This is a genomic window from Psychroflexus lacisalsi, assembly GCF_020164495.1.
Classification (GTDB): domain Bacteria; phylum Bacteroidota; class Bacteroidia; order Flavobacteriales; family Flavobacteriaceae; genus Psychroflexus; species Psychroflexus lacisalsi.
In genome coordinates, this window is sequence record NZ_JAIQYZ010000001.1 from 561,097 (window position 1) to 585,866 (window position 24,770).

Sequence of the window (24,770 nt, forward strand, 5' to 3'; positions counted from 1 at the left end):
TTATGGCAAAACAACCCTCAATAGAACAAGACGGAACTATTATTGAAGCATTGTCAAACGCAATGTTTCGAGTAGAACTTGAAAATGAGCACATAGTAACTGCTCATATATCTGGTAAGATGAGAATGCACTATATTAAACTTTTACCAGGGGATAAAGTAAAATTAGAAATGAGTCCTTATGATTTATCTAAGGCTCGTATAACCTATAGATATTAATTACTATGAAAGTAAGAGCATCAATAAAAAAGAGAAGTGCTGACTGTAAGATCGTTCGTAGAAAAGGACGTCTTTATGTCATCAACAAAAAGAATCCTAAATTTAAACAAAGACAAGGATAATTATGGCTAGAATTGCAGGTGTAGATATACCAAAACAAAAACGCGGAGTTATAGCTTTAACTTATATCTTCGGAATCGGTAAGAGTAGATCTCAAAAAATACTTAGTGAAGCCGGTGTAGACGAAAGTATCAAAGTTTCTGATTGGAATGATGATCAAATCGGAAAGATTAGAGAAGCTGTCGGTAAATTCACAATAGAAGGTGAGTTAAGATCTGAAGTTCAAATAAACATTAAGAGATTAATGGATATTGGTTGCTACAGAGGAATAAGACATAGATCTGGACTTCCATTGAGAGGACAAAGAACTAAAAACAACTCCCGTACTAGAAAAGGAAGAAGAAAAACAGTTGCTAATAAGAAAAAGGTAACTAAATAATAATTAAAATGGCAAAGTCAACAACAAAAAAGCGTAAAGTAGTTGTAGATGCATATGGCGAAGCTCATATTTCTGCCTCTTTCAATAATATCATTGTTTCTTTAACAAACAAGAATGGTGATATTATTTCTTGGTCATCTTCAGGTAAGATGGGCTTTAGAGGTAGTAAAAAGAACACTCCTTATGCTGCACAATTATCTGCTGAAGATGCAAGTAAAGTTGCACACGAAGCAGGATTGCGTAAAGTAAAAGTATATGTAAAAGGTCCAGGTAACGGAAGAGAGTCTGCAATCAGATCTTTACATAATTCCGGTATTGAAGTTACAGAGATTATTGATGTAACACCTATACCTCATAATGGATGTAGACCTCCAAAGCGTAGAAGAGTCTAATTAATATAAATCAATCATTACTATTATCGAAGGATAAGACCTTAATTCATAATAGAGAAATAATAAATACATAACAATGGCAAGATATACCGGTCCTAAAACCAAAATAGCTAGAAAATTTGGAGAATCCATTTTTGGAGACGACAAATCTTTCGAAAAAAGAAATTATCCTCCTGGACAGCATGGAAATAACAGAAGAAGAGGCAAGAAGTCTGAGTACGCTGTTCAGCTTATGGAGAAGCAAAAAGCAAAATATACTTATGGTATTCTAGAAAAGCAATTCCGTAATATGTTTAAAAAAGCAACCAGATCTCAAGGTATTACTGGTGAGATTCTACTTCAATTATGTGAATCTAGATTAGATAACGTAGCTTATCGTCTAGGTATTGCACCTTCAAGGAGTGCTGCAAGACAACTGGTTTCTCATAAGCATATTACTGTAAATGGCGAGTTAGTTAACATACCATCTTACCAAGTTAAACCAAATGATGTTGTTGGAATAAGAGAGAAATCAAAATCTCTTAATGTAATCCAAGAATCTCTTTCAAATAGCAAATCTGTTCATGAATGGATGACCTGGAATAGCGAGAAAATGCAAGGTACCCTTGTAAATATTCCTGAAAGATCTCAGATTCCTGAAAAAATCAATGAGCAATTCATCGTTGAATTATACTCTAAATAATAACTGACAACACTCAAATTTATGGCATTATTTAATTTTCAAAAGCCCGATAAGGTGATCATGATCGATTCTACCGATTTTGAGGGCACTTTCGAATTTAGACCATTAGAACCTGGTTACGGTCTAACAGTAGGAAACGCTTTACGTAGAGTCTTGTTATCATCTTTAGAAGGTTTTGCTATCACATCTGTAAGAATCGAAGGTGTTGATCATGAATTCTCTACAATTGAAGGAGTTGTTGAAGATATTACTGAAATCATCTTAAATCTAAAGCAAATCAGATTCAAAAAAAGAGCTGAAGATGTAGATAACGAGACCGTTTCTATTTCTTTCTCTGGTAATGAAAAAATGACTGCTGGAGATTTTCAAAAATACCTTACAGGTTTTGATATTTTAAATCCAGATCTTGAAATTTGTACAATGGACAAGAAAGTATCTCTCAACCTTGAACTTACTGTTCAAAAAGGTAGAGGGTATGTTCCAGCTGAAGAAAATAAAACCTCTAAAGCGCCTATAGGTACAATTTTTACTGATTCTGTTTTTACTCCAATTAAAAACGTAAAGTATAGCATAGAAAACTTTAGGGTTGAGCAAAAGACTGACTACGAAAAATTGATTTTCGAAATTAGCAGTGATGGTTCAATTCATCCTAAAGATGCACTTACAGAAGCTGCAAAAACTCTTATTCATCACTTTATGTTATTTTCAGATGAGAGAATAACACTAGAAACTGAAGAAATGTCTCAAGCTGAGACTTACGATGAAGAGTCTCTAGATATGAGACAATTACTTAAGTCTAAGTTAGTTGATTTAGATTTATCAGTAAGAGCACTTAATTGCTTGAAAGCTGCTGAAGTAGAAACTTTAGGTGATTTAGTATCTCATAATAAAAGTGATTTAATGAAGTTTAGAAACTTCGGTAAAAAATCGCTTACTGAATTAGAAGAACTTGTAGAAAATAAAGGTCTTGACTTTGGAATGGATCTTTCAAAATATAAACTTGACAAAGACTAACTTTTGTTAAGCTCAAAATACATTAATCATGAGACATAGAAAGAAATTTAATCACTTAGGGAGAACATCCTCACATAGAAAAGCAATGCTTTCTAATATGGCTTGTTCCTTAATTGAGCATAAAAGAATAAACACTACAGTGGCTAAGGCTAAAGCCCTTAGAACATTTGTAGAGCCATTAATCACTAAATCTAAATTAGATACAACTCATAATCGTCGTTTGGTTTTTTCTAAACTAAAAGATAAATATATGGTTGCAGAACTTTTTAGAGAGGTTGCTCCTAAAGTTGGAGAGCGTCCAGGTGGATACACTCGTATCATTAAGTTGGGAAACAGACTTGGAGATGCTGCTGAAATGGCAATGATAGAACTTGTTGACTTTAATGATGTATATACACCAGGTAAGAAACAAGCTAAGAAGAAATCAACTAGAAGAGCTGGTAAAAAAGTGAAAGTAGAGGACCAAGCAGAAACTTCAAACGATTCTGAAACTAAAACTGATGAGGCTTAATACACATCACATATTTAATTCAATCAAAAGGATAAACTTTAATTAGTTTATCCTTTTTTTATATCTACACCTATGAAGTATAACTTAAAAACACCCGCAGTATTATTGCTTGCCGATGGAACTGTCTTTCATGGCAAGACCACTAAACCTTTTACTACCAATCGTACGGGGGAAATTTGTTTTAATACTGGTATGACTGGTTATCAAGAGATATTTACAGATCCATCTTATTTCGGCCAAATCATGGTTACTACCAATGCACATATTGGTAACTACGGTGTAAATTCAGACGAAAGTGAATCGGATTCGGTCAAAATTTCTGGTTTGATTTGTAAAAACTTTTCATTTACACCTTCCAGGGTAAATTCTGATCAAACTCTTGAAGACTTTCTAAAAGACGCACATTTACCTGTTATTTTTGATGTCGACACCAGAGCTCTGGTATCTCATATTAGAAAGCATGGTGCAATGAATGCAATTATGTCTACAGATATTAATAACATCTCTGAATTACAAAATGAGTTATCTCAGCATCCTTCTATGAAAGGACTCGAATTGGCTTCTAAGGTTTCTACAAAAGAGCCATATTCACTTGGAGATAAACTTTCTGATCACAAAGTAGCTGTTCTTGACCTTGGTACTAAGAAGAACATCCTAAGAAGGCTCACCGAAAGAGGTGCTTTTGTAAAAGTCTTCCCTTACGATTCTACTTTCGAAGATCTTATGGACTGGAATCCTGATGGCGTTCTTATTTCTAATGGCCCCGGAGATCCTGTACCTTTGGCTACAGCTATTGAACTAGCAAAAAAGTGTATTAAAAATGAAGTTCCTATTTTTGGGATATGTTTAGGTCATCAAATTATTGCACTTGCTATGGATATCCCTACGCTCAAAATGCATAATGGACATCGAGGCATCAACCACCCTATACAGAATCTCAAAACAGGTAAAAGTGAGATAACCTCTCAAAATCATGGATTTACCATTGATAAAGATTCTACTGTTAATAATTCGAAAGTTGAAATTTCACATATTCATTTGAATGATAAATCAGTAGCAGGGATACGAGTTAAAAACAAGCCTTGTTTTTCAGTGCAGTACCATCCAGAAGCTGGTCCTGGACCAAACGATGCCACTTACCTCTTCGATGAATTTTTTGATATGATGTCTAAACAAAAAGTTGAAGCATAAAAAAAAGTGGGCAAACGCCCACTTTTTTATTTTATTTTGAAATTTATTACGGTAATAATACTGTATCAATAACATGAATCACTCCATTAGATTGATTAACGTCTGCAATAGTTACAGTAGCAACATTGCCCTTAGAGTCTTTAATTTTTACATTTTTACCATCTAACATTGCTGTAAGAGTTCCACCACTCAATGTCTGCAGCTCTGCTTTTCCATCACCTTTTTTAATAGCCGCAACAACATCTTCAGCATTGAATTTACCTGCAATGACATGGTATGTTAATACCGTTTGAAGTTGTTTTTTGTTTTCTGGCTTCAAAAGCGACTCAACAGTACCTTCTGGGAGATTTCCAAAAGCCGCATTAGTAGGAGCAAATACTGTAAATGGACCGTCACTTGATAGAGTTTCAACAAGTTCTGCAGCTTTAACCGCGGCTACCAAAGTCGTGTGATCTTTGGAATTTAAGGCATTTTCAACAATGTTTTTCGTGGGATACATTTCTGCTCCACCAACCATTTTGTTTTGAGCGTAAGAAAGAGTTGTTACTAAAACACTCATAACTAAGACTAATTGTAATTTTAAATTTTTCATGACATTTTTTTATATGTTATTTAAATGTACGTAAGAAAAAGCCCTTTGGTTTTTTTACTTTCATAATTTAACTTCACATTGTATGTGATTAATATTCAAATTTAATCTAGTCTTTTAAATTAACTATATCGTTTTAGCTAGTCGTGCTCATCCATACATAACCTTAAAATCGATTTGAATAAGCTTTTATTTCGTAAATTGCAACAAATCAAAAATTAAATAAAATGAGTGCAATTTTAGACATACACGCGAGACAAATATTCGATTCAAGAGGTAATCCAGCCTTGGAAGTAGACGTTATTACAGAAACTGGAACTCTAGGAAGATTTGCAGTTCCATCCGGAGCTTCCACAGGAGTTCATGAGGCTGTAGAACTCAGAGATGGAGGAGTTGATTATATGGGAAAAGGGGTTTCTAAAGCCGCGGAAAACGTGAATACTACAATTGCAAACGCTTTACTTGGGATTTCAGTTTTTGAACAATCTGAAATTGATCAAATCATGATTGATTTGGATGGAACTGATAATAAATCTAAACTTGGCGCAAATGCCATTTTAGGCGTTTCTCTGGCGGCTGCTAAAGCTGCTGCAAATGAACTAAATTTACCTTTATACAGATATATAGGTGGTGTTTCTACAAACACACTTCCTGTACCAATGATGAACATCATTAATGGAGGCTCCCACAGTGATGCTCCTATCGCTTTTCAAGAATTTATGGTGATGCCAGTAAAGGCAGATAACTTTACTCATGCTCTGAAGATGGGAACTGAAATTTTCCACAACCTTAAAAAGGTTTTAAAAGAAAGAAATTTAAGCACCGCTGTTGGTGATGAAGGTGGTTTTGCACCGAAGCTAGAAGGGACTGAAGATGCTTTGGATTCTATTAAACTCGCAGTAGAAAACGCAGGTTATAAATTTGGAGATGAAGTGATGATCGCCCTTGATTGTGCTGCAGCAGAATTCTATGAAGATGGGAAATACAACTACAAGAAATTTGAAGGTGATTCTGCCAAAACCATGTCTTCTGAAGAACAAGCAAGCTATCTAGCTGAACTTTCTGAAAAATATCCAATAATTTCTATTGAAGATGGAATGGATGAGGATGATTGGGATGGATGGAAAATATTAACCGAAAAAATCGGTGATAAAGTCCAGCTTGTTGGTGATGATCTTTTTGTAACTAATGTGAAACGTTTACAAAAGGGTATTACAAATAATATAGCAAATTCTATCTTGATTAAAGTGAACCAAATTGGTACTCTTACTGAAACTATTGCAGCTGTAAATCTTGCTCATAATGCGGGTTACACTTCAGTGATGTCACACAGATCTGGTGAAACCGAAGATAATACAATTGCAGATTTAGCAGTAGCTTTATCCACAGGTCAGATTAAAACAGGTTCAGCCTCTAGAAGTGATCGTATGGCCAAATACAATCAATTAATTAGAATAGAAGAGGAGCTTGGAGATAATGCTTATTTTCCAAAAATGAAGGCTTTCAAAATAAAAAAATAATCCATTAACCAAACTTAGGTTTTAAATGAAAACGACTTAAGAATTTCAAAAAATTTATTTAATGATTTGAAGCTTAAATTGATGTCATGAAAGGCATCGCAACTCTGAAATAGCTTCACATACATTTAATAAGCTAAATTTTGTAATTGTTTTTATTAAACTTATTTTGCATAAAAAATATTTAAAATGTCAGATAAAGCAGAATTAATTTTAGACGGGAAAAAGATTGAACTCCCGATAATTACAGGTAGCGAGAATGAAAAAGCCATTGATATAAGTTCTCTTAGAGCTTCCACTGGTTATATCACTCTTGATAGAGGCTTTAAAAACACAGGATCAACCTCCAGTGATATAACTTACCTGAATGGTGAGAAAGGTATATTAAGGTATAGAGGGTATTCAATAGAAGATTTAGCTGAGAATGCAAGCTTCTTGGAAGTTTCCTATTTGTTAATTTACGGCGAATTACCAACAGCGAATGTTCTAGAATCCTATAAAAAGGAAATTACATATCATACGTTAATACATGAAGATATTAAAAACATTATTGATGGTTTCCCATCAAATTCTCATCCGATGGGAGTTTTATGTTCTCTTGTATCGTCGTTAACAGCTTTTTATCCTGAATCTTTAGATCCTAATAGATCTGCTGCAGAAGTAGATCAAACTATCATGAGATTGATTGCCAAAATGCCTACTATGGCAGCATGGGCTTTTAAAAACAAAGTAGGTCATAAGGCGAATTACCCTGACAATAATTTAGATTATCCTTCTAACTTTTTGAAGATGATGTTTGCTGTACCTTCAGAAGAGTATCACGTGGATCCAGTTATTTCCAAAGCACTTGATAAGTTATTAATTTTACACGCAGATCATGAGCAAAATTGTTCTACTGCCACTGTAAGAGTTGTTGGATCTTCTCACGCGAGTTTATATGCTTCAATTTCTGCAGGTATTAGTGCACTTTGGGGGCCATTACATGGAGGAGCAAATCAAGCTGTTATAGAAATGCTTGAAGCTATTCAAGCCGATGGTGGTGATGTAAATAAATTCATGGCTAAAGCTAAAGATAAAGATGATCCATTCAGACTAATGGGATTTGGTCATAGAGTTTACAAGAATTTTGATCCAAGAGCAAAAATCATCAAAAAAGCAGCCGATGATGTCTTAGAAAAATTGGGTATTGATGATCCAATTTTGGAAATCGCCAAAGGACTTGAGGAGGTAGCTTTAAATGATGATTATTTCATTGAAAGAAAGCTTTATCCGAATGTTGATTTCTACTCTGGAATTATATACAGAGCTCTTGGAATACCAACATCAATGTTTACAGTAATGTTCGCTCTTGGAAGACTTCCAGGATGGATCGCACAGTGGAAAGAAATGCGTCTTGCCAATGAACCTATTGGTAGACCAAGACAAGTATATACTGGGAAAACACACAGAGAATTTAAACCCCTGGATAAAAGATAATTAAGTGAATTTTAAAAATATATAATGAAAAAGATTTTAATGTTATTGCTTTCAACAACACTACTTATAAGTTGTGGTGGTGATGGTAAAAAAGAAGAGAAAAAAGAGAATTCTATAAAATTAAATACTCAAGAAAAGCCTAAAGAAGAAAAAGAAGAAGGCGTAACTAGGATTTATTTAACTGGTAGCGACCAAATGAAATTCAATAAGAATGAAATTGTAGTCAATGCTGGTGATAAGGTTATACTTACTTTTGAACACGTTGGAAAGCTTCCTAAAGAGACTATGGGGCATAATTTTGTTCTATTAAAAGAAGGCACCAATGTCCAGGAGTTTGGTCAAGAAGCCCTAGAATTTAAGGAGAACGATTATCTTCCTGAAGGTTCAGACGCCATTATCACGCATACTAAAATGCTCGGTGGGGGTGAAAAAACTGAAATTACCTTTGAAGCTCCCGCTAAAGGGAATTACGATTATATCTGTAGTTTTCCTGGTCATGTTGCCTTAATGAATGGGGTTTTAACTGTAAAGTAAATTTACTAGTCAAACAGTAAATTAAAAGCCTTTCAGATTTTTCTGAAAGGCTTTTTTCATGACTTGAAGTTTACTCTGAAGTAGCTTAAATCAGTTATTAAATCAATTGGCTCCAATAGAACTTAGAGCAACTTCTTTAAATTTATAAAAACAAGGCTATTGATTTATCATTAAAGTCAGCTTAATCATTTAAAAAAAATACTTCTGAAAAATTAATTTTTCAGAAGTATAATTAAACATTATCAGTTTGATTTTAACTTTCTAAAGTAAATGAAAGCCTAGTATTTGATTGGAGCATTGTCTTTTGGTAGACTGTTACTAATAAATTCTCTAATGTCATCATTTGCATTTTTTAAATCCTCCTTTCTTAGATACATCATATGACCGCTTTCATAAGTTTTAAAGTGAAGACGGTCTTTCATCTTTCCACTTTCATCAATATGCCACATGGTATACTTTGCATTGAAATAGGTGGTAGCTCCATCAAACAGTCCAGATTGAATTAAGACTTGCATACTAGGGTTTTGCGCCATAGCTTGTCTCAAACCCCTACCTGTGTTGTTATTCGATCTATCCCATGGACGAACATCTCCAAACATATTGTATTTCAAATCTGTTTTATAGTTGAGTTCGTTTTTTAAATAATCGTTTATTGCTGGTGTGAACGATTGTAACCAGGAAGTTAATTCTGAATTATAATCAGGGCGTGTTCCTGCCTCTTTTGCATCTAATCCCATGTATCTTGAATCTAGTCGACCTACAGTAAACCCATCATCAATTTTTAGAGTTTTCCAAAAAGCATTAAAGGGGAGTTCTAAATTATTTTGGAGATATACTTTCTCTTCTATACCAGAATAATAAGACATCTTTTTTACAATTTCCATCTTTTTTTCTGTATCCAAAAATCCACCCATCGTGAGTGCTGGTATTAGTTCTTGAATAGTGAAGCTTTCAACTTCATCCAGCATATCTAAAACAGGTTTGTTTTGTAATTCTGGAGCTAGTTTATTATGATACCAGGCAGCTGCAGCAAAATAAGGAAGTCTATTTGCTACTTCTATAGGTCCTTCTCTTTTTATACCAAGTTCAGTTGGCGATACTAATATAACGCCATTGATATACATCCAATGTGAATTTTGTAGCTCATTAGACAGTCCGGAAACTCTAGGTGTTCCATAGCTTTCACCAATAAGGTATTTTGGAGCAAGCCACTTGTCTTTTCTGCTTACAAATGTATTGATCCATTCGGCTAAATATTTAATATCTGGATTTACTCCGAAAAATGTTTTTCTATCAAACTTTCCATTTTCGTCTAGTATAGGTCTTGAGTGTCCAGTATTAACAGGATTGACATAAACAATATCTGCTACGTCCAAAATGCTATGAGGGTTTTCTTTGTAGCCGTAGGGTTGTACTGGAAACCCTTCATCACTTATATTTAAAATTCTAGGCCCTGTGTAGGCTAAATGCATCCAAACTGAAGCAGAACCAGGTCCGCCGTTAAATGATATGACTAAAGGGCGCTCTTTGTAAGTCTTGGAGCTTTGATCTCCTCTGCTATAATAAGTAAATTGCAAACCAGCTATAGGTTCACCTTGTTCATTCCAAACAGGCTGCATGCCAGTTTCTGCGGTGTAATTTAATTTTTTACCATTGATGGTAACCTCATGATTCGTTATTACGGTTTCATCAGCTTTGAACTCTACAGATTGAGAGAAGACGTGTGATGATGCAAAGATGAGGAGTAGTGTTACTATTTTTTTCATGTGTTTAAATTTTTCCTAAATATAAGAAGCTATTTAATACTTTCGAGTCTTTAGAGTAACTGACTATTTTTTTAGAGAAATTTAATGAGCTCATGCGGATGGAATTTTTTTCTAGCCCAGATTGTAGCGATATCCCGCAAATGCTATTATGTTTGAGGTGTTGAGCTAGTGGAGCTTGCCTTTTGCAAGATTTTCTAGCGATTTATACCTCACATGATAGCGTGAGGAATACGAGCGGAAAGCTGGATGAGCTCCAAATGAAAAAGCCGTTTCTAATGAAAGAAACGGCTTAATATAAATTCTGTATGGGTGATTTTACATCATTCCTGGCATTCCGCCGCCCATTGGTGGCATTCCGCCGCCACCATTATCGTCTTCCTTTATGTCCACAAGAGCGCATTCTGTAGTTAAAATCATACCTGCAACAGAAGCTGCGTTTTCTAAGGCGATACGCGTGACTTTTTTAGGGTCAATAATACCTGCTTCAAGCATATCTACGAAAGTATTGGTTTTGGCATCATAACCTAATTTGCTTTCCAATACTCTATTGATCACTACAGAGGCTTCTCCACCCGCATTTTCAACTATAGTTCTCATAGGAGATTCTACGGCTTTAGCAATGATGTTGATACCAGTTTGTTCGTCTGCATTCTCTACTTTCAAGCCTTCAAGTGCTTTTAAAGTTCTGATAAGCGCAACTCCACCACCAGCTACAATACCTTCTTCTACTGCAGCACGTGTTGCATGAAGTGCATCATCTACTCTGTCTTTTTTCTCTTTCATCTCTACTTCGGAAGCAGCTCCGACGTATAGCACTCCAACACCGCCAGCTAGTTTAGCCAAACGCTCTTGTAGTTTTTCTTTGTCATAGTCGCTTGTTGTAGATTCTACTTGAGCTTTTATCTGGTTGACACGATTCAGAATATTTTCTTTTTCTCCGCCACCGTTTACAATTGTAGTGTTGTCTTTATCTATGGTTACATTTTCTGCTGTTCCTAGCATATCCAGGGTAGCATTTTCTAATGTAAATCCTCTTTCCTCAGAAATAACAGTTCCGCCAGTAAGAATGGCGATATCTTCTAACATTGCTTTTCTACGATCTCCAAATCCTGGAGCTTTTACAGCCGCTATTTTTAAAGAACCTCTTAGTTTATTGACAACAAGTGTCGCTAAAGCTTCTCCCTCAATATCTTCTGCGATGATTAATAGAGGTTTTCCACTTTGTGCAGCAGGTTCCAATACTGGAAGCAAGTCTTTCATAGAATTGATCTTTTTGTCCACAAGTAAGATGTATGGATTTTCAAGATCAGTTGTCATCTTCTCACTATCTGTGACAAAATATGGAGATAAATAACCTCTGTCAAACTGCATTCCTTCTACGAGGTCTACATAAGTTTCAGTTCCTTTAGCTTCCTCCACTGTGATAACTCCTTCTTTGCCAACTTTGCTAAAAGCTTCAGCAATGAGTTCGCCAATTTGATCATCATTGTTAGCTGAAATTGAAGCCACTTGCTTGATTTCTTCAGAAGTATCACCAACAGATTTAGCTTGTTTTGCCAATTCTGCTACAACAGCTTCTACAGCTTTGTCGATACCTCTTTTAAGGTCTAAAGGGTTTGCTCCTGAGGCAACGTTCTTTAATCCTTCCTTTACGATAGCTTGAGCAAGTACTGTTGCTGTTGTTGTACCGTCACCAGCAAGGTCGTTGGTTTTGGAAGCAACTTCCTTTACCATTTGTGCGCCCATGTTTTCAAGGGGGTCCTCAAGCTCTATTTCTTTTGCAACACTTACACCATCCTTGGTTACCATTGGCGCACCAAATGATTTGCCAATGATGACATTTCTACCTTTAGGTCCTAAAGTTACTTTCACAGCATTTGCAAGTGCATCTACACCTCGCTTTACGCCATTTCTTGCTTCAATATCAAAAATTATATCTTTTGCCATTTTATTTAGTTTTTGTTAGTTATTATATTTTATACGATCGCTAAGATATCATCTTCTCTCATGATGAGGTAATCTTTGTCATCATGCTTCAGCTCAGTTCCTGAAAATTTTCCATAAAGAACGACATCTCCAACTTTAACTGTCATATCATGATCTTTTTTACCATTTCCAACTGCTACAACCTTACCACGTTGTGGTTTTTCTTTAGCGGTTTCAGGAATAATGATTCCAGAAGCTGTTTTAGTTTCTGCGGCTTGAGGCTCTACAAGCACTCTATCTGCCAATGGTTTAATGTTTACTGCCATTATAAATAAGTTTTAAGTTTAGTTTATATTAAATAGTCTAAAAGTGTGCCACTGGCTTCAGCCTGTCAAACACTAAAAAAAAATGCCAACTTGTCATAAGCTGGCATTTTAAATCTTGTATATAACCTTGTATTATTCTTGTTCCACAGGGGGTAGATTGTTCTGTTGTTGAGTATTTTCTACAGGAGTTTGGTTTTCATCAAGTAGTTTTGAGTCTTGTCCAGTTCTATTGCTGATGATAGTTACATTAGATAGTAAAATCAGTATCAAAAGTAGTGTAGCAAGTGCCCAAGTACTCTTGTCTAAAAAATCAGAAGTCTGTTTAACTCCACCAACTTGTTGAGAGCCACCGCCACCAAAAGAGGAAGATAATCCACCACCTTTAGGGTTTTGAACCATAATAACGACGATTAGTAAAAAAGCTACAATAACAATTAAAATTAAAAATATGGAAAATGTACTCATTATTTATTTTCTTTAAATCTTTCTATTTCTTGAATTTGGTCTGCAAAGAAAGAACTTTTTTCGGGATTATTCAAAATTAATATCTTAAATGCTTGAATTGCCTTATCGTATCGTTTTTGTTCCATGTAAACTCTTGCCAGAGTCTCTGTCATTAGGCTAGATGATGGTTCGTGCCTCGCATTTATTTTATCTGAACTCTCATAAGATTTGGTGGGGACAATTTTGGGATTATTCTTGATGAATTCGTCTATCACCTGAAATTGAGGATTAGCTACGAATATTTCCTGAGTATCCTCTTTTTCTTTTAAGGGTTCAATTTGTGTTAATTTCAACCACTCTTTGAAAGAACGAGTCTCTGAAGAATTAAACTCTAAAGGTTTTCCGGTTTTCTCTGGCTGCTTAGTCTCCTTTTCAATAAAAAGATCGGGATCGTTTATTTGGCTAGCAACTTCCTCATTGATTTCGAATTCACTACTTTCTTTAGAATGTTGAATCAGTAAATCAATCTTGTTGGCGATCTCGAGTTGATGAAATTCCTTGGAAGTGATATAGTCGAAAAGTACAGCTCTATCCTGTGTTCTTGCTGCCGTTTCTTTTAAAAATCTGTTATAATTAAAACTTCCAGAATGCTTTAGAAGTTTCAATTTTAAGGCATAAAGAGGTTGGAAGTATGGATATTTATCAATCGTCTCATCGATTAAACTTAAGGTTTTAGTCTCAAATTTAATTGGCGTCTTGATGAGGTTGAGTAAACTATCCTTTTCCATTACCAATTGGTTAGTGAGGCGTTAAAAACATCTTGTGTGATTCTTGTAAATATTTCATCGATGGCTTCTTCTTTTTGAGCACCAGTCAATTGTGCATTACCATCAAAGTCAAAGTAAAAAGAAAACCTTTGTTCAAAATCCTTTTCTGGATCTAAAGTGTTGTAAAATCTAACGTTCACTTCTATAGTAAGTCTATTCTGCGCTGCTCTACTATCTGCTGTTGCAGTCATAGGTGCTATATAATACCTTATAATTTCACCCTCGTATATCAAATCTCCGTTGGTGTTTACCAAACTAAGTTTGGTTTGATTTAGAATTAAATCTTGCAATTGTAGGGTGAAATCTCTGTCAATTCCTGGTTCAACAAGCTGAGCTGTATTTTGAAAAAAGTTAACTTGATAAGTTTCTGCATTTCCAGTATCTGCACCTGTGAATGAATAATACCCGCATGACTGCAAAATCAAAATCGATAATAGGGCGATTAAATATTTTATCTTCATTATAAATCGTATTGCTTAATCTTTCTGTATAAAGTTCTTTCACTTATTCCTAGTTCATCGGCAGCTGGTTTTCGTTTACCATGATGACGATCAAGTGATTTTTTTATGAGTTCAACTTCTTTATCTTGTAGTGATAATGTCTCTTCTTCCTCAATATCTTCTGCATAATCATAAGGATCTTCAATTTTTTGATCCATTTCCCTGTTTCTTTTTTGATTTGGAAACTGCAGAATTTCTAATTGCTCCTCATGAGTCTCGTCTTTAAATTCTTTTTTTGAATCAGATTCCCCGTAAACTTTCTTGATTAAGTTGATATTGTCCTCCTTAAACTTCTCATCATTATCTCTTTCCATGAGTTCCATAGTGAGTTTTTTCAAGTCATTTAAGTCACCTTTCATATCAAAAAGCACTTTATAAAGAATTTCTCTTTCATTGCTGAAATCACCTTTGCTACTGCTTTTTTCTTTTGAGATTACCGAAGGTAAGCTTGTGCTTTTAGGCAAATAGTGATTCAAAGTATCTTCATCAACTTCCCTGCTGGTCTCTAAGACCGAAATTTGTTCAGTTACATTTTTTAGTTGTCTAATATTACCAGGCCATCTGCAATTTTCGAGGGCTTTTATAGCTCTGTCAGTAAGTCTTATGGTAGGCATTTTATACTTCAAAGCGAAGTCTGAGGCGAATTTTCTGAATAACAAATGAATATCACCACGTCTTTCTCTTAATGGGGATAAATTAATTTCAACTGTATTTAATCTATAATATAAATCTTCTCTAAATTTATTATTCTTAATTGCCTCGATCATGTCTACATTGGTTGCAGCAACAATTCTCACACTTGATTTTTGAACTTTAGAAGATCCTACCTTTATGAACTCACCTGTCTCCAAAACTCTAAGTAATCTCACTTGAGTGGTCAAGGGTAATTCTCCTACTTCATCAAGAAATATAGTTCCGCCGTCGGCCTCTTTAAAGTAACCGTCTCTGGCTTGGTTTGCTCCAGTAAATGCACCTTTTTCGTGACCAAATAATTCACTATCTATAGTGCCTTCTGGTATGGCGCCGCAGTTGACAGCAATATATTTTGCGTGTTTTCTGTGAGATAAGGCATGTATGATTTTTGGTAAACTTTCTTTACCTACACCACTTTCTCCTGTTACCAAAACAGAAATATCTGTTGGTGCAACACGTATGGATTTTTCTATTGCTCTATTAAGACTGGGATCGTTTCCTATAATTTCAAATCGCTGTTTGACAGCTTGTGGTGATTCCATATTCTGAATTTAATTTAGGATAAAGTGGATTGCATTGGGCCATAATCTAAGGCTTCGCCTATCAATGTAGCACTTGTGCAATCCTTCATTTTTACTAGGACATAGTCGCCAACTTTGTAGTTTTCTTTTGGAAAAACAACCGTTGTATTCTGCGTATTCCTACCACTCCATTGAAGATTTGATTTTTTTGATTCTTTTTCGATTAATACTTCTTCAATCTTTCCGAGGTGTTTTTCTGTAGTCAACCGTGAATGTTCCTGTTGTAGGTCTATAATCTCCTGAAGCCTTCTCTTTTTGGTCGACTCTGGAATATCGTCTTCAAACTTTTTAGCCCCCAGCGTTCCTGGGCGTTCAGAATAAGCGAACATATATCCGAAATCATATTTGACATACTTCATTAGTGATAACGTATCTTGATGATCCTCTTCAGTTTCTGTCGGGAAACCTGTAATCATGTCTTGAGAAATGCCACAGTCGGGAATAATGGATCTTATATCATCAATCAGTTTGAAGTATTCTTCCCGAGTATGCAAGCGATTCATCTTCTTTAAAATTCTATCACTACCACTTTGTACCGGTAAATGTATATAGTCACAAATATTACGATGTTTTACCATGACCTTTATCACATCAAGAGTCATATCTTGTGGATTGGACGTTGAAAACCGAATGCGCATCCCCGGTTGGGCTTTAGCAACCATATCCAGCAAATGAGCAAAATGAACTGCTGTTGCTTTTTGCATATCAGTTGCATTTTTAAAATCCTTTTTCAGTCCACCACCATACCACAGGTAACTGTCAACGTTTTGTCCGAGTAAAGTGATTTCTTTATAGCCTCTAGACCATAAATTATTTACTTCGTCTAAAATACTTTTTGGATCACGGCTTCTTTCCCTACCACGTGTAAATGGAACCACACAGAATGTACACATATTATCGCAACCTCTTGTGATGGAAACAAAAGCTGAAACGCCATTGCTTTGTAATCTTACGGGCGAAATATCTCCATAAGTTTCTTCTTTGGAAAGAATTACATTAATAGCATCTCTGCCGTTTTCAACTTCTTCCAATAAATTTGGCAAGTCTTTATAAGCATCTGGACCAACAACGAGATCCACAATTTTTTCTTCTTCTAGAAATTTATGTTTCAACCGCTCTGCCATGCAACCTAAAACTCCAACCTTCATAGAAGGATTATCCTTTTTGACGGCATTGAATTTTTCAAGGCGCTTTCTCACGGTTTGCTCTGCTTTATCTCTTATTGAGCAAGTATTTACAAGAACTAAATCTGCTTCAGCCAGTTCTTTTGTCGTGTTATAGCCCTGTTTATCTAAAATAGAAGCTACAATTTCGCTATCGCTAAAGTTCATAGCGCATCCATAACTTTCAATGTAAAGTTTCTTTGAATTGCTTTTTTTCTCTTCCTTAACCAGGGTTTGTCCCTGTAGAGTTTCATCAATAATCTTCTCCATGTAAAGCTGTAAATTTTCGCAAAGATACGTGATCTGTATTTACTGACAAACTGTCATTTTGTTGTTTTTGGGAATCTCTATTTTTTATCTAGAAAAGCAAACTTGAAGTAGCTATTATGACTACTTTACTGATGTTCTTAAATTGAAATCCAAAAAATCGTATACTTTTGCAATATAAATTATAACTAAATGGCCAAAAATCTAGTAATTGTTGAGTCTCCTGCGAAAGCTAAGACTATAGAGAAATTTTTAGGGAAAGATTATAAAGTAGCCTCGAGTTTTGGACACATTGCCGATTTGCCTTCAAAGGAACTAGGTGTAGATGTAGATAATGACTTTAAACCCAAATATGTTGTAAACAGCGATAAAAAGGACGTGGTAAGAAAACTTACCAAGATGGCAAAGGAATCTGAAACGGTATGGCTTGCAAGTGATGAAGATAGAGAGGGGGAAGCTATAGCCTGGCACCTGTCGGATGAGCTAAAAATTGACAAAGAAAAAACCAAACGTATTGTTTTTTCTGAAATTACTGAATCTGCCATTAAAAACGCAATTTTAAATCCCAGAGAAATTGATTATAACCTGGTAAACGCTCAAAAGGCTAGGAGAGTCTTAGACCGTTTAGTAGGCTACGAACTTTCTCCTATATTATGGCGAAAAGTAAAAGGCGGATTGTCTGCAGGAAGAGTTCAGTCGGTTTCTGTAAGATTAATAGTTGAACGCGAACGTGAGATTCTGGATTTTAATCCAGAAGTATTTTATAGAGTTGATGCAGAGTTTAAAACAGAAAAAGGATCTAGTTTTAAAGCTAAGCTTCCTAAAAACTTAAGTTCTCAAAAGGAGGTAGAAACATTCCTCGAAGCTCAGAAGCAGGCCAGTTTTGAGGTAAGTGATCTTACCCAAAAGCCAGCAAAAAAATCTCCTGCGCCACCATTTACAACATCAACTTTACAACAGGAAGCGGCTAGAAAGCTTTACTTTTCGGTAAGTAAAACAATGAACATGGCTCAGCGTCTCTACGAAGCTGGTCATATTACGTATATGAGAACAGATAGTGTAAATCTATCTAATCAGGCAAAACAAAGTGCCGAAGACGAAATCAAAAGTGCGTATGGTAATAAATACCACAAAGCGCGTAATTATAAAGGTAAGTCCAAAGGTGCTCAGGAAGCTCACGAAGCGATAAGACCAACTAATTTTGCGGTTCATCAAATCGATGCTGAACGTGACCAGCAAAGACTTTACGAGTTGATCTGGAAACGCGGAATTGCTTCGCAAATGAGTGATGCAGCTTTAGAAAGAACAAACGTTAGAATTTCTTCAGATAAAGATGAAAGAGAATTTTCAGCCAATGGTGAGGTAGTCAAATTTGACGGGTTCCTTAAAGTATATCTGGAAGGAAAAGACGAAGAAGATGAAGAACAAAGCGGATTGCTGCCAGCAATGAACGTGGGAGAGTCTTTACAGAATCAATTCATTCAGGCGACAGAACGTTATACAAGACCGCCTTCAAGATATACCGAAGCTTCTTTAGTGAAAAAATTGGAAGAGCTCGGCATTGGTAGACCATCAACTTACGCTCCGACAATTTCTACCATTCAGAATAGAAAGTATATTGAAAAAGGAAATGTGGATGGAACAGAGCGTGAATATGTTCAATATACCTTCAAAAACGATAAAATAAAGACGGAAACCCTTTCAGAAAAAGTTGGAAGTGATAAAGGAAAACTGGTCCCAACAGACGTAGGAATGGTTGTGACAGACTTTCTTGTAAAGCATTTCAAGAGCATATTGGATTATAATTTTACAGCTAAACTCGAGCAGGATTTTGATGAGGTAGCAGAAGGAAATGCCAAGTGGACTAAGGTGATGAGTGATTTTTATATTCATTTTCATCCAACTGTTTTAGATGTTGCAGAAAATGCGGAGAGAGAAGTCGGTGAGAGAGTTCTTGGTAAAGATCCTGAAACAGGAAAGCCAGTAAGTGCCCGCTTAGGGAAATTTGGACCTATGGTTCAAATTGGTTCTGTAGAAGATGATGAAAAGCCAAGATTTGCAAGTTTAAAGCCAAGTCAGACTTTAAATTCTGTGACTTACGAAGAAGCAATGGACCTGTTTAAGCTTCCAAAGCAACTTGGGGAGTATGAGGGTGAGGAAGTTGAAGCTAATATTGGTCGTTATGGCCCGTATGTGCGTTTTGGTAAAAAATTCGTTTCTCTTGAAAAAGGGGAAGATCCTTTGGATGTCTCCTATGACAGGGCTATTGAATTAATTAAAGCAAAGGAAAAAGCTGAAGAACCCATTTATTACTATCAGGACAAAGGAGTACAAAAAGGTGTCGGTCGTTTTGGTCCTTTTTTAAAGTGGGATGGCATGTTCATTAATGTGAACAAAAAATACGATTTTGATAATTTAAGTGAAGATGACATTGTCGAGTTGATCGAGGATAAAATTCAGAAGGAAAAAGATAAACTCATCCATCACTGGGATAAAGAAGGTATAAAGCTAGAGAAAGCAAGATGGGGAAGGTATAAATTGTCTAAAGGAAAAACAAAAGTTGAACTCCCAAAGACAACTGATGCTGAAGGAATGGCACTAGATGAAGCTCAAGCAATTCTGGAAAAAAACACAAAGACGAAGAAGAAACCAGCTAAAAAGAAAGCTGCAACCAAAGCTAAGAAAGCACCTGCTAAAAAGAAAACAACTTCTAAAGCAAAAAAGCCTGCTGCTAAAAAATCTACAAGCACAAAATCTAAGTCAAAAAAATCCTAACCGAAGTAAATGGTATTTGAATATTTAGAACCCGTAAGTGAAGAATTACAGGAAAGTGTCCAATCTTTTTCAAACCAAACTTTATCCAATTTCGTAAGTTTCTATAACGGCGATGAGGAGATAAGTTTAGAAAATATTCAGCTAGCTATAATTTGTGTAAAAGATTCTCGTAATAGTAATTATGAGGATAAATCAGATTTCTATTTTGATGATATAAGAACTCAGCTTTACAATATGTATGTAGGTAATTGGAAGCTGAATATATTAGATTTAGGAGATATTTTAGAAGGTGATGAGGTGTCAGATACAGCCTATGTTCTAAAAACAATTCTTAATCGACTTTATCAGAAATCAGTTATTCCAATTATCTTGGGGGGTAGTCAGGATTTTACTTTTTATCAATATAGGGCTTATGATGGTGTGAAGTATATGGTTAATCTTACTAGTGCAGATCATAAATTTGATCTGGGCAATTCAGATCTACCTATGGATGGGCAATCTTATGTTGGTAAAATGATCATTGATGAGCCTTACAACCTTTTTAATTATTGCAATTTGGGTTATCAAACTTTTTTGTCTCCTCAGGAAGAAATTGATTTGATGGAAAAGCTTTTTTTTGAAACCCTTAGGTTAGGAGAGCTGAAGCAAGATTTTACAAGAGCTGAGCCAGTTTTGAGAGACACTGATTTATTTAGTGTTGATATTTATTGTGTTAAATCTTCAGAAATTGCTGACTCAAGTCATAAAAATATTAATGGATTCAGTACATTTGATTTGTGCAAGTTGTCAAGATATGCAGGGATGAGTGACAAATTGAGTTCTTTTGGTATTTATGAGTTGCAAGCGATGAAAAAGTCTGAAAGCCTTATTCATTTGATTTCTCAAATGTTATGGTATTTCTTGGAAGGTTTTAGCTTGAGGTTAAATGAAAAAGTATCGGAGAATAATTCCAGCTTTTTGAAATATAATGTTCCTATTCAAGATGAAATTTTGGTTTTTATAAAAAGTGAAGTTTCAGGCCGATGGTGGATCAAAATTCCAAATGGAAATAATAATGAACATAAACCCTCGTTATTAGCATGTGATAAACAAGATTATTTGGATGCCATTTCTTCTACAATACCAGATAGATGGCTGAAAGCCAAATATAAAAACAGTATATAATAATAAATAATTTAATTGTTGTTAAGAAAAAAATTGTTTATTTGTACACGAGATTTGAATTTAATCAATAAATTATGAAATTTTATTTTGCATCTTCTAAGGTTTTTTATGTCGCATTGCTAGCCTTTCTAGTGATGAGTTGTGGAAAAAGCGATAAAGGCCAGCTTGTTGGAGTAGAAGGAAAGAAGTGGTATCCTGAAAAACCATACGGTATGGTTTTAGTTAAAGGAGGCTCTTTTATCATGGGTAAATCTGACGATGATTTGGCAGGTGTTCAAAATGCTCCTCCCAAGACGGTAACAGTTCCTTCTTATTACATGGATGAAACTGAAATTACAAATTCAGAGTACAGACAATTCGTAGAGAGAGTAAGGGATTCCGTTATCAGGCAAAAATTGGCGGAAGCTGCAGAGTTATCTGGAGATGCCGATGGAAATGAGGAAGGTATACAGAGGTATGCTTTTAAGAACGCAGGCAATGATGATGAAGAGGAATTAAGTCCTTACGAAGAATTCTCAAAGCATTATGATCCCTTAGATCAAGCTTTAAACTGGAATCCAAAGATTATATGGGATCCGGCTCAATATCCTGATGAAGATTATGTTTACGTCATGGATGAATTTTATTTATCCAACGACCAGTCTTACAATGGTAGACGTATGCTGGATGTCACCCAATTTAAGTATAGCTACAAAACGATGGATATTGATGCTGCCGCCAGAAAAAAAGGTGAGCGTACCGATTTTATCACAGAACAAGAAGTTATGGTATATCCAGACACAACCGTTTGGATAAAAGATTTCAACTATTCTTATAATGAACCAATGCACAATGATTATTTCTCTCATACTGCCTACGATAACTATCCAGTAGTCGGTGTGACATGGGGGCAAGCAAAAGCTTTCGCTAACTGGAGAACTAAATATCTGAATGATTTCAGGAAAAAGAAAAAGGAAGCAAATGTTAACTTTTTCAGACTTCCATCCGAAGCAGAGTGGGAATACGCTGCAAGAGGAGGTATAGAAGGAGGTACATATCCATGGGGTGGTCCATATGCGAAGGACGATAGAGCTTGTTTTTTAGCCAATTTCAAACCTTTCAGAGGAGATTATGCAGCAGATGAAGCGCTTTATACTGTAGAAGCAGATGCTTACGAGCCAAATGATTACGGTTTGTACAATATGTCTGGTAATGTTGCTGAATGGGTTAATACTTCTTACGATCCGGCTTCTTATGAGTACATTTCTTCGATGAGTCCCAATGTATATAATAGTGACAATATGCGTAAAGTAGTAAGAGGTGGTTCATGGAAAGATGTAAGCTACTATTTACAGGTGAGTACCAGAGATTACGAATATTCAGATTCAGCTAGAAGCTATGTAGGATTCAGGACAGTTCAAGACTTCCTAGGCAACTCTTTAAACTTAAATTAACCAAACAATCAAACTTTAAATTATGGCAAAATCAAACAACAGAAAGAAAATAATGAGCATGGTCTACGGCCTTGGTGCAGCAATCGTCATCATTGGTGCTCTTTTTAAAATCCAACACATATCAATAGGTCCTATAACTGGTGGTTTAATGCTGACTATAGGTCTTATTACCGAAGCTGTTATATTTACAATTTCAGCATTTGAACCAGTAGAGAAAGATCTTGATTGGTCAAAAGTTTATCCAGAGCTTGCTGGATTCGAAACTACTTCTCAAAAAATGAAAAATGATTTGGAAGAGGAAAGCGGTCTTCTATCTCAAAAGCTTGATAATATGCTTAAAGAGGCTAAAATCGATTCTAAACTTATGGAAAGTTTAGGGGAGAGCATCAAAAACTTTGAAGGAGCTGCACGTAATATTAAGCCAACAGCAGATTCTATGGAATCTCAAAGAAAATACAGTGAAGAACTTACCCTTGCTGCTACTCATATGGAATCTTTAAATAATTTATATAAAGTTCAAGTAGAGTCTGCTTCTAAACAAGCCGAAGCTAATCAAGCTGTAGCTGACAATGCAGGTAAATTAAGAGAGCAAATGGAATCCCTGACTGCAAATTTAGATTCTCTTAACGGTGTCTACGGTGGAATGCTAACAGCAATGAGACCTAAAGCTTAATTTTATAATTTCTTAAAAGAAAAACTATGGCTGGAGGAAAAGAAACACCAAGGCAGAAAATGATCAATATGATGTATTTAGTCTTCATTGCAATGTTAGCTCTGAATATGTCCAAAGAAGTTCTATCTGCCTTCGGAACTATTAATGAATCCCTAGAAGATACCAATTTAAAATTTGAGGAGAAAAATGACGCTGCTCTAGCAGGACTATCAGTTAAGGCATCTGAATCACCAGATCAATTTGCAGCGGTTCTGGTAAAAGCAGATATGGTTTCTAAAGCTACATCTGATTTGTTCTCTTATTACAGTGGACTGAAAGAGGGAATGTATAAGTCTGTAGACGATCCAAAAGATTATGAAACAATGGATAAAACTGCTTATACAGATGAATTATTTGTAAAAGGTGAAAAACTTACACCAGCTGGTGAAGAATTTTTGACTAACATGAGATTTTACAAAGATCAAATGAATCAAATTTTAGGAGAAGATGCTAAATATGCGGTTTTTTTATCTACTATCAATGAGAAATTTAGCGGAGATCCAGTTAACCCTGATTCAGGTTTTGAAGGTGCAGAAGTTAATTATGTAAGACATCACTTTGTCGGTTATCCTTTAATATCTTCAATTACAAAAGTAACAGCTCTACAAAATGATTTAAAAGTTCTCGAGAACGAAATTTTATCTTCTATGCTTTCAGGTCAATTGACACAGATTGCCTCCATGGATAATTACTCAACTTTATTAAATCAGGATAGAAGCGCATATTATCAAGGCAATAAATTTGATGGATCTATTGTATTGGGACGTACTGATAATTCAACTGTTCCAAATGAGGTGAAATTAACATTAGATGGAAGACCGTTGGTTAAAGACAGGGACTATACTCTTGAAGGTGGTCAAGTAAAACTTAATGTTGATGCCGGTAGTGCCGGTGACCACAAAATTAGTGGTGTACTTATTTTTAAACAAAATGGTAAAGAAATTGAAGTTCCTGTCAATCAATCATTTTCGGTTATTCCAAAGCCAAACCAGGCCATTGTTTCTGCTGATAAAATGAATGTGGTCTACAGAGGAATTCAAAACCCTATAACAGTATCTATGCCAGGAGTGCCTAGCAATAAGATTAATGCAAGTGCTACACCAGCCTCATTGAGAAAGGTCAACGGTACTAATTATGTTGTAACCCCTACAACTGGAAATGAGCTTAAAATAAACGTAACTGGCGAAATTGATGGCGAAAAAATAAGCTCTCCTCCTGTAACTTTTAGAATCAAAAGTTTACCTAGACCTACTCCTACAGTGAGAGGGCAGGTTCAAGAGGGAGGAGCTATACAAATGCCGAAAAATGCATTGAAAGTTTCACCTATCGGAGCAGCTTTTGAAAACTTCGATTTTGATATCACACCAGTAGTTAAGCGTTTTACTATTAGTATACCTGGACAGCCTTCTGTGGTTGTTAACGGAAGTAAGCTAGACACTAGAGCTCAAGGTCTGTTAGATCTAGCAAGAGCTGGAGATATAGTACAAATTTTTGATATCAAAGCCGATGTACCAGGCGTCAACGTTAAGAATATGCCTGCACTGTTGGTTCAAATAACAAACTAAATTAA

General features: G+C 35.5%; 25 protein-coding genes. 16 read left to right on the forward strand and 9 right to left on the reverse strand.

All coding sequences use genetic code 11. The features are described 5' to 3' along the window. The first annotated feature begins 2 nt into the window (after window positions 1-2). The 8 genes from infA (at window position 3) to carA (ending at window position 4,507) form a co-directional block, all read left to right on the forward strand. Window positions 3-218, forward strand: a complete 216-nt coding sequence (infA, locus tag LB449_RS02515) for a translation initiation factor IF-1 (RefSeq protein ID WP_093364570.1) — start codon at window positions 3-5, stop codon at window positions 216-218. Between the two features lie 5 nt (window positions 219-223). Then, a complete protein-coding gene (gene ykgO, locus LB449_RS02520; protein ID WP_015361145.1) occupies window positions 224-340 on the forward strand; it encodes a type B 50S ribosomal protein L36 in 117 nt (38 codons plus the stop codon). A gap of 2 nt (window positions 341-342) precedes the next feature. Beyond that, window positions 343-717 carry a 30S ribosomal protein S13 gene (rpsM, locus tag LB449_RS02525; RefSeq protein ID WP_224453493.1) on the forward strand — a complete coding sequence of 125 codons (375 nt, stop codon included), beginning with the start codon at window positions 343-345 and terminating at the stop codon, window positions 715-717. An 8-nt stretch (window positions 718-725) separates the two neighbouring features. Beyond that, window positions 726-1,109, forward strand: coding sequence for a 30S ribosomal protein S11 (gene rpsK / locus LB449_RS02530; protein WP_093364575.1), 384 nt, complete (start codon window positions 726-728; stop codon window positions 1,107-1,109). Between the two features lie 76 nt (window positions 1,110-1,185). Beyond that, window positions 1,186-1,791 (forward strand): 30S ribosomal protein S4, encoded by a 606-nt coding sequence (rpsD, locus tag LB449_RS02535; RefSeq protein WP_224453494.1) that lies wholly within the window; start codon window positions 1,186-1,188, stop codon window positions 1,789-1,791. Window positions 1,792-1,812: 21 nt separating this feature from the next. Next, on the forward strand, window positions 1,813-2,805 hold the full coding sequence (locus LB449_RS02540) for a DNA-directed RNA polymerase subunit alpha (protein WP_224453495.1): 993 nt from the start codon (window positions 1,813-1,815) through the stop codon (window positions 2,803-2,805). 28 nt (window positions 2,806-2,833) lie between these two features. Then, complete coding sequence (gene rplQ, locus LB449_RS02545; RefSeq protein ID WP_224453496.1) at window positions 2,834-3,316, forward strand: 50S ribosomal protein L17; 483 nt, start codon at window positions 2,834-2,836, stop codon at window positions 3,314-3,316. 72 nt (window positions 3,317-3,388) lie between these two features. Continuing rightward, window positions 3,389-4,507 (forward strand): glutamine-hydrolyzing carbamoyl-phosphate synthase small subunit, encoded by a 1,119-nt coding sequence (carA, locus tag LB449_RS02550; RefSeq protein ID WP_224453497.1) that lies wholly within the window; start codon window positions 3,389-3,391, stop codon window positions 4,505-4,507. Window positions 4,508-4,553: 46 nt separating this feature from the next. Here the strand turns inward: carA and LB449_RS02555 are convergent, their stop codons facing one another. Continuing rightward, window positions 4,554-5,099 (reverse strand): fasciclin domain-containing protein, encoded by a 546-nt coding sequence (locus tag LB449_RS02555; RefSeq protein ID WP_224453498.1) that lies wholly within the window; start codon window positions 5,097-5,099, stop codon window positions 4,554-4,556. A gap of 224 nt (window positions 5,100-5,323) precedes the next feature. Between LB449_RS02555 and eno the strand changes: the two genes are divergently transcribed. From eno to LB449_RS02570, 3 genes are all read left to right on the forward strand, one after another. Next, the gene (gene eno, locus LB449_RS02560; RefSeq protein ID WP_224453499.1) at window positions 5,324-6,616 is read left to right on the forward strand and encodes a phosphopyruvate hydratase; all 1,293 of its coding nucleotides are present in this window, start codon (window positions 5,324-5,326) and stop codon (window positions 6,614-6,616) included. A 186-nt stretch (window positions 6,617-6,802) separates the two neighbouring features. Next, a complete protein-coding gene (locus LB449_RS02565; protein WP_224453500.1) occupies window positions 6,803-8,089 on the forward strand; it encodes a citrate synthase in 1,287 nt (428 codons plus the stop codon). Window positions 8,090-8,113: 24 nt separating this feature from the next. Next, a complete protein-coding gene (locus LB449_RS02570) occupies window positions 8,114-8,623 on the forward strand; it encodes a plastocyanin/azurin family copper-binding protein (RefSeq protein ID WP_224453501.1) in 510 nt (169 codons plus the stop codon). A 278-nt stretch (window positions 8,624-8,901) separates the two neighbouring features. Here LB449_RS02570 and LB449_RS02575 read toward each other — a convergent pair whose 3' ends face one another. The 8 genes from LB449_RS02575 to miaB form a co-directional block, all read right to left on the reverse strand. After that, window positions 8,902-10,389 (reverse strand): S10 family peptidase, encoded by a 1,488-nt coding sequence (locus LB449_RS02575; protein WP_224453502.1) that lies wholly within the window; start codon window positions 10,387-10,389, stop codon window positions 8,902-8,904. Between the two features lie 315 nt (window positions 10,390-10,704). After that, window positions 10,705-12,336, reverse strand: a complete 1,632-nt coding sequence (gene groL / locus LB449_RS02580; protein ID WP_224453503.1) for a chaperonin GroEL — start codon at window positions 12,334-12,336, stop codon at window positions 10,705-10,707. 29 nt (window positions 12,337-12,365) lie between these two features. After that, window positions 12,366-12,641, reverse strand: coding sequence for a co-chaperone GroES (locus tag LB449_RS02585; protein ID WP_224453504.1), 276 nt, complete (start codon window positions 12,639-12,641; stop codon window positions 12,366-12,368). 132 nt (window positions 12,642-12,773) lie between these two features. Continuing rightward, window positions 12,774-13,106 carry a preprotein translocase subunit SecG gene (secG, locus tag LB449_RS02590; protein WP_224453505.1) on the reverse strand — a complete coding sequence of 111 codons (333 nt, stop codon included), beginning with the start codon at window positions 13,104-13,106 and terminating at the stop codon, window positions 12,774-12,776. After that, the gene (locus tag LB449_RS02595; protein WP_224453506.1) at window positions 13,106-13,873 is read right to left on the reverse strand and encodes a hypothetical protein; all 768 of its coding nucleotides are present in this window, start codon (window positions 13,871-13,873) and stop codon (window positions 13,106-13,108) included. The genes secG and LB449_RS02595 overlap by 1 nt, the downstream gene beginning before the upstream one ends. Further along, on the reverse strand, window positions 13,873-14,373 hold the full coding sequence (locus LB449_RS02600; protein ID WP_224453507.1) for an LptE family protein: 501 nt from the start codon (window positions 14,371-14,373) through the stop codon (window positions 13,873-13,875). The genes LB449_RS02595 and LB449_RS02600 overlap by 1 nt, the downstream gene beginning before the upstream one ends. Continuing rightward, window positions 14,373-15,647, reverse strand: coding sequence for a sigma 54-interacting transcriptional regulator (locus tag LB449_RS02605; protein ID WP_224453508.1), 1,275 nt, complete (start codon window positions 15,645-15,647; stop codon window positions 14,373-14,375). Before LB449_RS02605 ends, LB449_RS02600 begins: the two co-directional genes overlap by 1 nt. 14 nt (window positions 15,648-15,661) lie before the next feature. Further along, on the reverse strand, window positions 15,662-17,119 hold the full coding sequence (gene miaB / locus LB449_RS02610) for a tRNA (N6-isopentenyl adenosine(37)-C2)-methylthiotransferase MiaB (RefSeq protein WP_224453509.1): 1,458 nt from the start codon (window positions 17,117-17,119) through the stop codon (window positions 15,662-15,664). Between the two features lie 189 nt (window positions 17,120-17,308). Here miaB and topA point away from each other — a divergent pair, with 189 nt between their 5' ends. From topA to porM, 5 genes are all read left to right on the forward strand, one after another. Beyond that, complete coding sequence (topA, locus tag LB449_RS02615) at window positions 17,309-19,891, forward strand: type I DNA topoisomerase (RefSeq protein ID WP_224453510.1); 2,583 nt, start codon at window positions 17,309-17,311, stop codon at window positions 19,889-19,891. A gap of 9 nt (window positions 19,892-19,900) precedes the next feature. Beyond that, window positions 19,901-21,055, forward strand: a complete 1,155-nt coding sequence (locus tag LB449_RS02620; RefSeq protein ID WP_224453511.1) for a formimidoylglutamase — start codon at window positions 19,901-19,903, stop codon at window positions 21,053-21,055. A gap of 74 nt (window positions 21,056-21,129) precedes the next feature. Further along, window positions 21,130-22,488 carry a T9SS ring complex lipoprotein PorK/GldK gene (gene porK / locus LB449_RS02625; RefSeq protein ID WP_224453512.1) on the forward strand — a complete coding sequence of 453 codons (1,359 nt, stop codon included), beginning with the start codon at window positions 21,130-21,132 and terminating at the stop codon, window positions 22,486-22,488. A 22-nt stretch (window positions 22,489-22,510) separates the two neighbouring features. Next, window positions 22,511-23,161: a type IX secretion system motor protein PorL/GldL gene (gene porL / locus LB449_RS02630; protein WP_224453513.1), complete on the forward strand. Its 651-nt coding sequence runs from the start codon at window positions 22,511-22,513 to the stop codon at window positions 23,159-23,161. 26 nt (window positions 23,162-23,187) lie between these two features. Next, complete coding sequence (gene porM, locus LB449_RS02635; RefSeq protein WP_224453514.1) at window positions 23,188-24,765, forward strand: type IX secretion system motor protein PorM/GldM; 1,578 nt, start codon at window positions 23,188-23,190, stop codon at window positions 24,763-24,765. The last annotated feature ends 5 nt before the right edge of the window (window positions 24,766-24,770 follow it).

Coding starts and splice junctions, on each gene's coding strand:
- eno (WP_224453499.1), top strand. CDS start 5,324: ATGAGTGCAATTTTAGACATACACGCGAGACAAATATTCGATTCAAGA.
- rpsM (WP_224453493.1), top strand. CDS start 343: ATGGCTAGAATTGCAGGTGTAGATATACCAAAACAAAAACGCGGAGTT.
- rplQ (WP_224453496.1), top strand. CDS start 2,834: ATGAGACATAGAAAGAAATTTAATCACTTAGGGAGAACATCCTCACAT.
- rpsD (WP_224453494.1), top strand. CDS start 1,186: ATGGCAAGATATACCGGTCCTAAAACCAAAATAGCTAGAAAATTTGGA.
- LB449_RS02605 (WP_224453508.1), bottom strand. CDS start 15,647: ATGGAATCACCACAAGCTGTCAAACAGCGATTTGAAATTATAGGAAAC.
- LB449_RS02575 (WP_224453502.1), bottom strand. CDS start 10,389: ATGAAAAAAATAGTAACACTACTCCTCATCTTTGCATCATCACACGTC.
- LB449_RS02595 (WP_224453506.1), bottom strand. CDS start 13,873: ATGGAAAAGGATAGTTTACTCAACCTCATCAAGACGCCAATTAAATTT.
- miaB (WP_224453509.1), bottom strand. CDS start 17,119: ATGGAGAAGATTATTGATGAAACTCTACAGGGACAAACCCTGGTTAAG.
- topA (WP_224453510.1), top strand. CDS start 17,309: ATGGCCAAAAATCTAGTAATTGTTGAGTCTCCTGCGAAAGCTAAGACT.
- porK (WP_224453512.1), top strand. CDS start 21,130: ATGAAATTTTATTTTGCATCTTCTAAGGTTTTTTATGTCGCATTGCTA.
- LB449_RS02555 (WP_224453498.1), bottom strand. CDS start 5,099: ATGAAAAATTTAAAATTACAATTAGTCTTAGTTATGAGTGTTTTAGTA.
- porL (WP_224453513.1), top strand. CDS start 22,511: ATGGCAAAATCAAACAACAGAAAGAAAATAATGAGCATGGTCTACGGC.
- LB449_RS02600 (WP_224453507.1), bottom strand. CDS start 14,373: ATGAAGATAAAATATTTAATCGCCCTATTATCGATTTTGATTTTGCAG.
- groL (WP_224453503.1), bottom strand. CDS start 12,336: ATGGCAAAAGATATAATTTTTGATATTGAAGCAAGAAATGGCGTAAAG.
- LB449_RS02570 (WP_224453501.1), top strand. CDS start 8,114: ATGAAAAAGATTTTAATGTTATTGCTTTCAACAACACTACTTATAAGT.
- LB449_RS02565 (WP_224453500.1), top strand. CDS start 6,803: ATGTCAGATAAAGCAGAATTAATTTTAGACGGGAAAAAGATTGAACTC.
- rpsK (WP_093364575.1), top strand. CDS start 726: ATGGCAAAGTCAACAACAAAAAAGCGTAAAGTAGTTGTAGATGCATAT.
- carA (WP_224453497.1), top strand. CDS start 3,389: ATGAAGTATAACTTAAAAACACCCGCAGTATTATTGCTTGCCGATGGA.
- secG (WP_224453505.1), bottom strand. CDS start 13,106: ATGAGTACATTTTCCATATTTTTAATTTTAATTGTTATTGTAGCTTTT.
- ykgO (WP_015361145.1), top strand. CDS start 224: ATGAAAGTAAGAGCATCAATAAAAAAGAGAAGTGCTGACTGTAAGATC.
- LB449_RS02620 (WP_224453511.1), top strand. CDS start 19,901: ATGGTATTTGAATATTTAGAACCCGTAAGTGAAGAATTACAGGAAAGT.
- LB449_RS02585 (WP_224453504.1), bottom strand. CDS start 12,641: ATGGCAGTAAACATTAAACCATTGGCAGATAGAGTGCTTGTAGAGCCT.
- infA (WP_093364570.1), top strand. CDS start 3: ATGGCAAAACAACCCTCAATAGAACAAGACGGAACTATTATTGAAGCA.
- porM (WP_224453514.1), top strand. CDS start 23,188: ATGGCTGGAGGAAAAGAAACACCAAGGCAGAAAATGATCAATATGATG.
- LB449_RS02540 (WP_224453495.1), top strand. CDS start 1,813: ATGGCATTATTTAATTTTCAAAAGCCCGATAAGGTGATCATGATCGAT.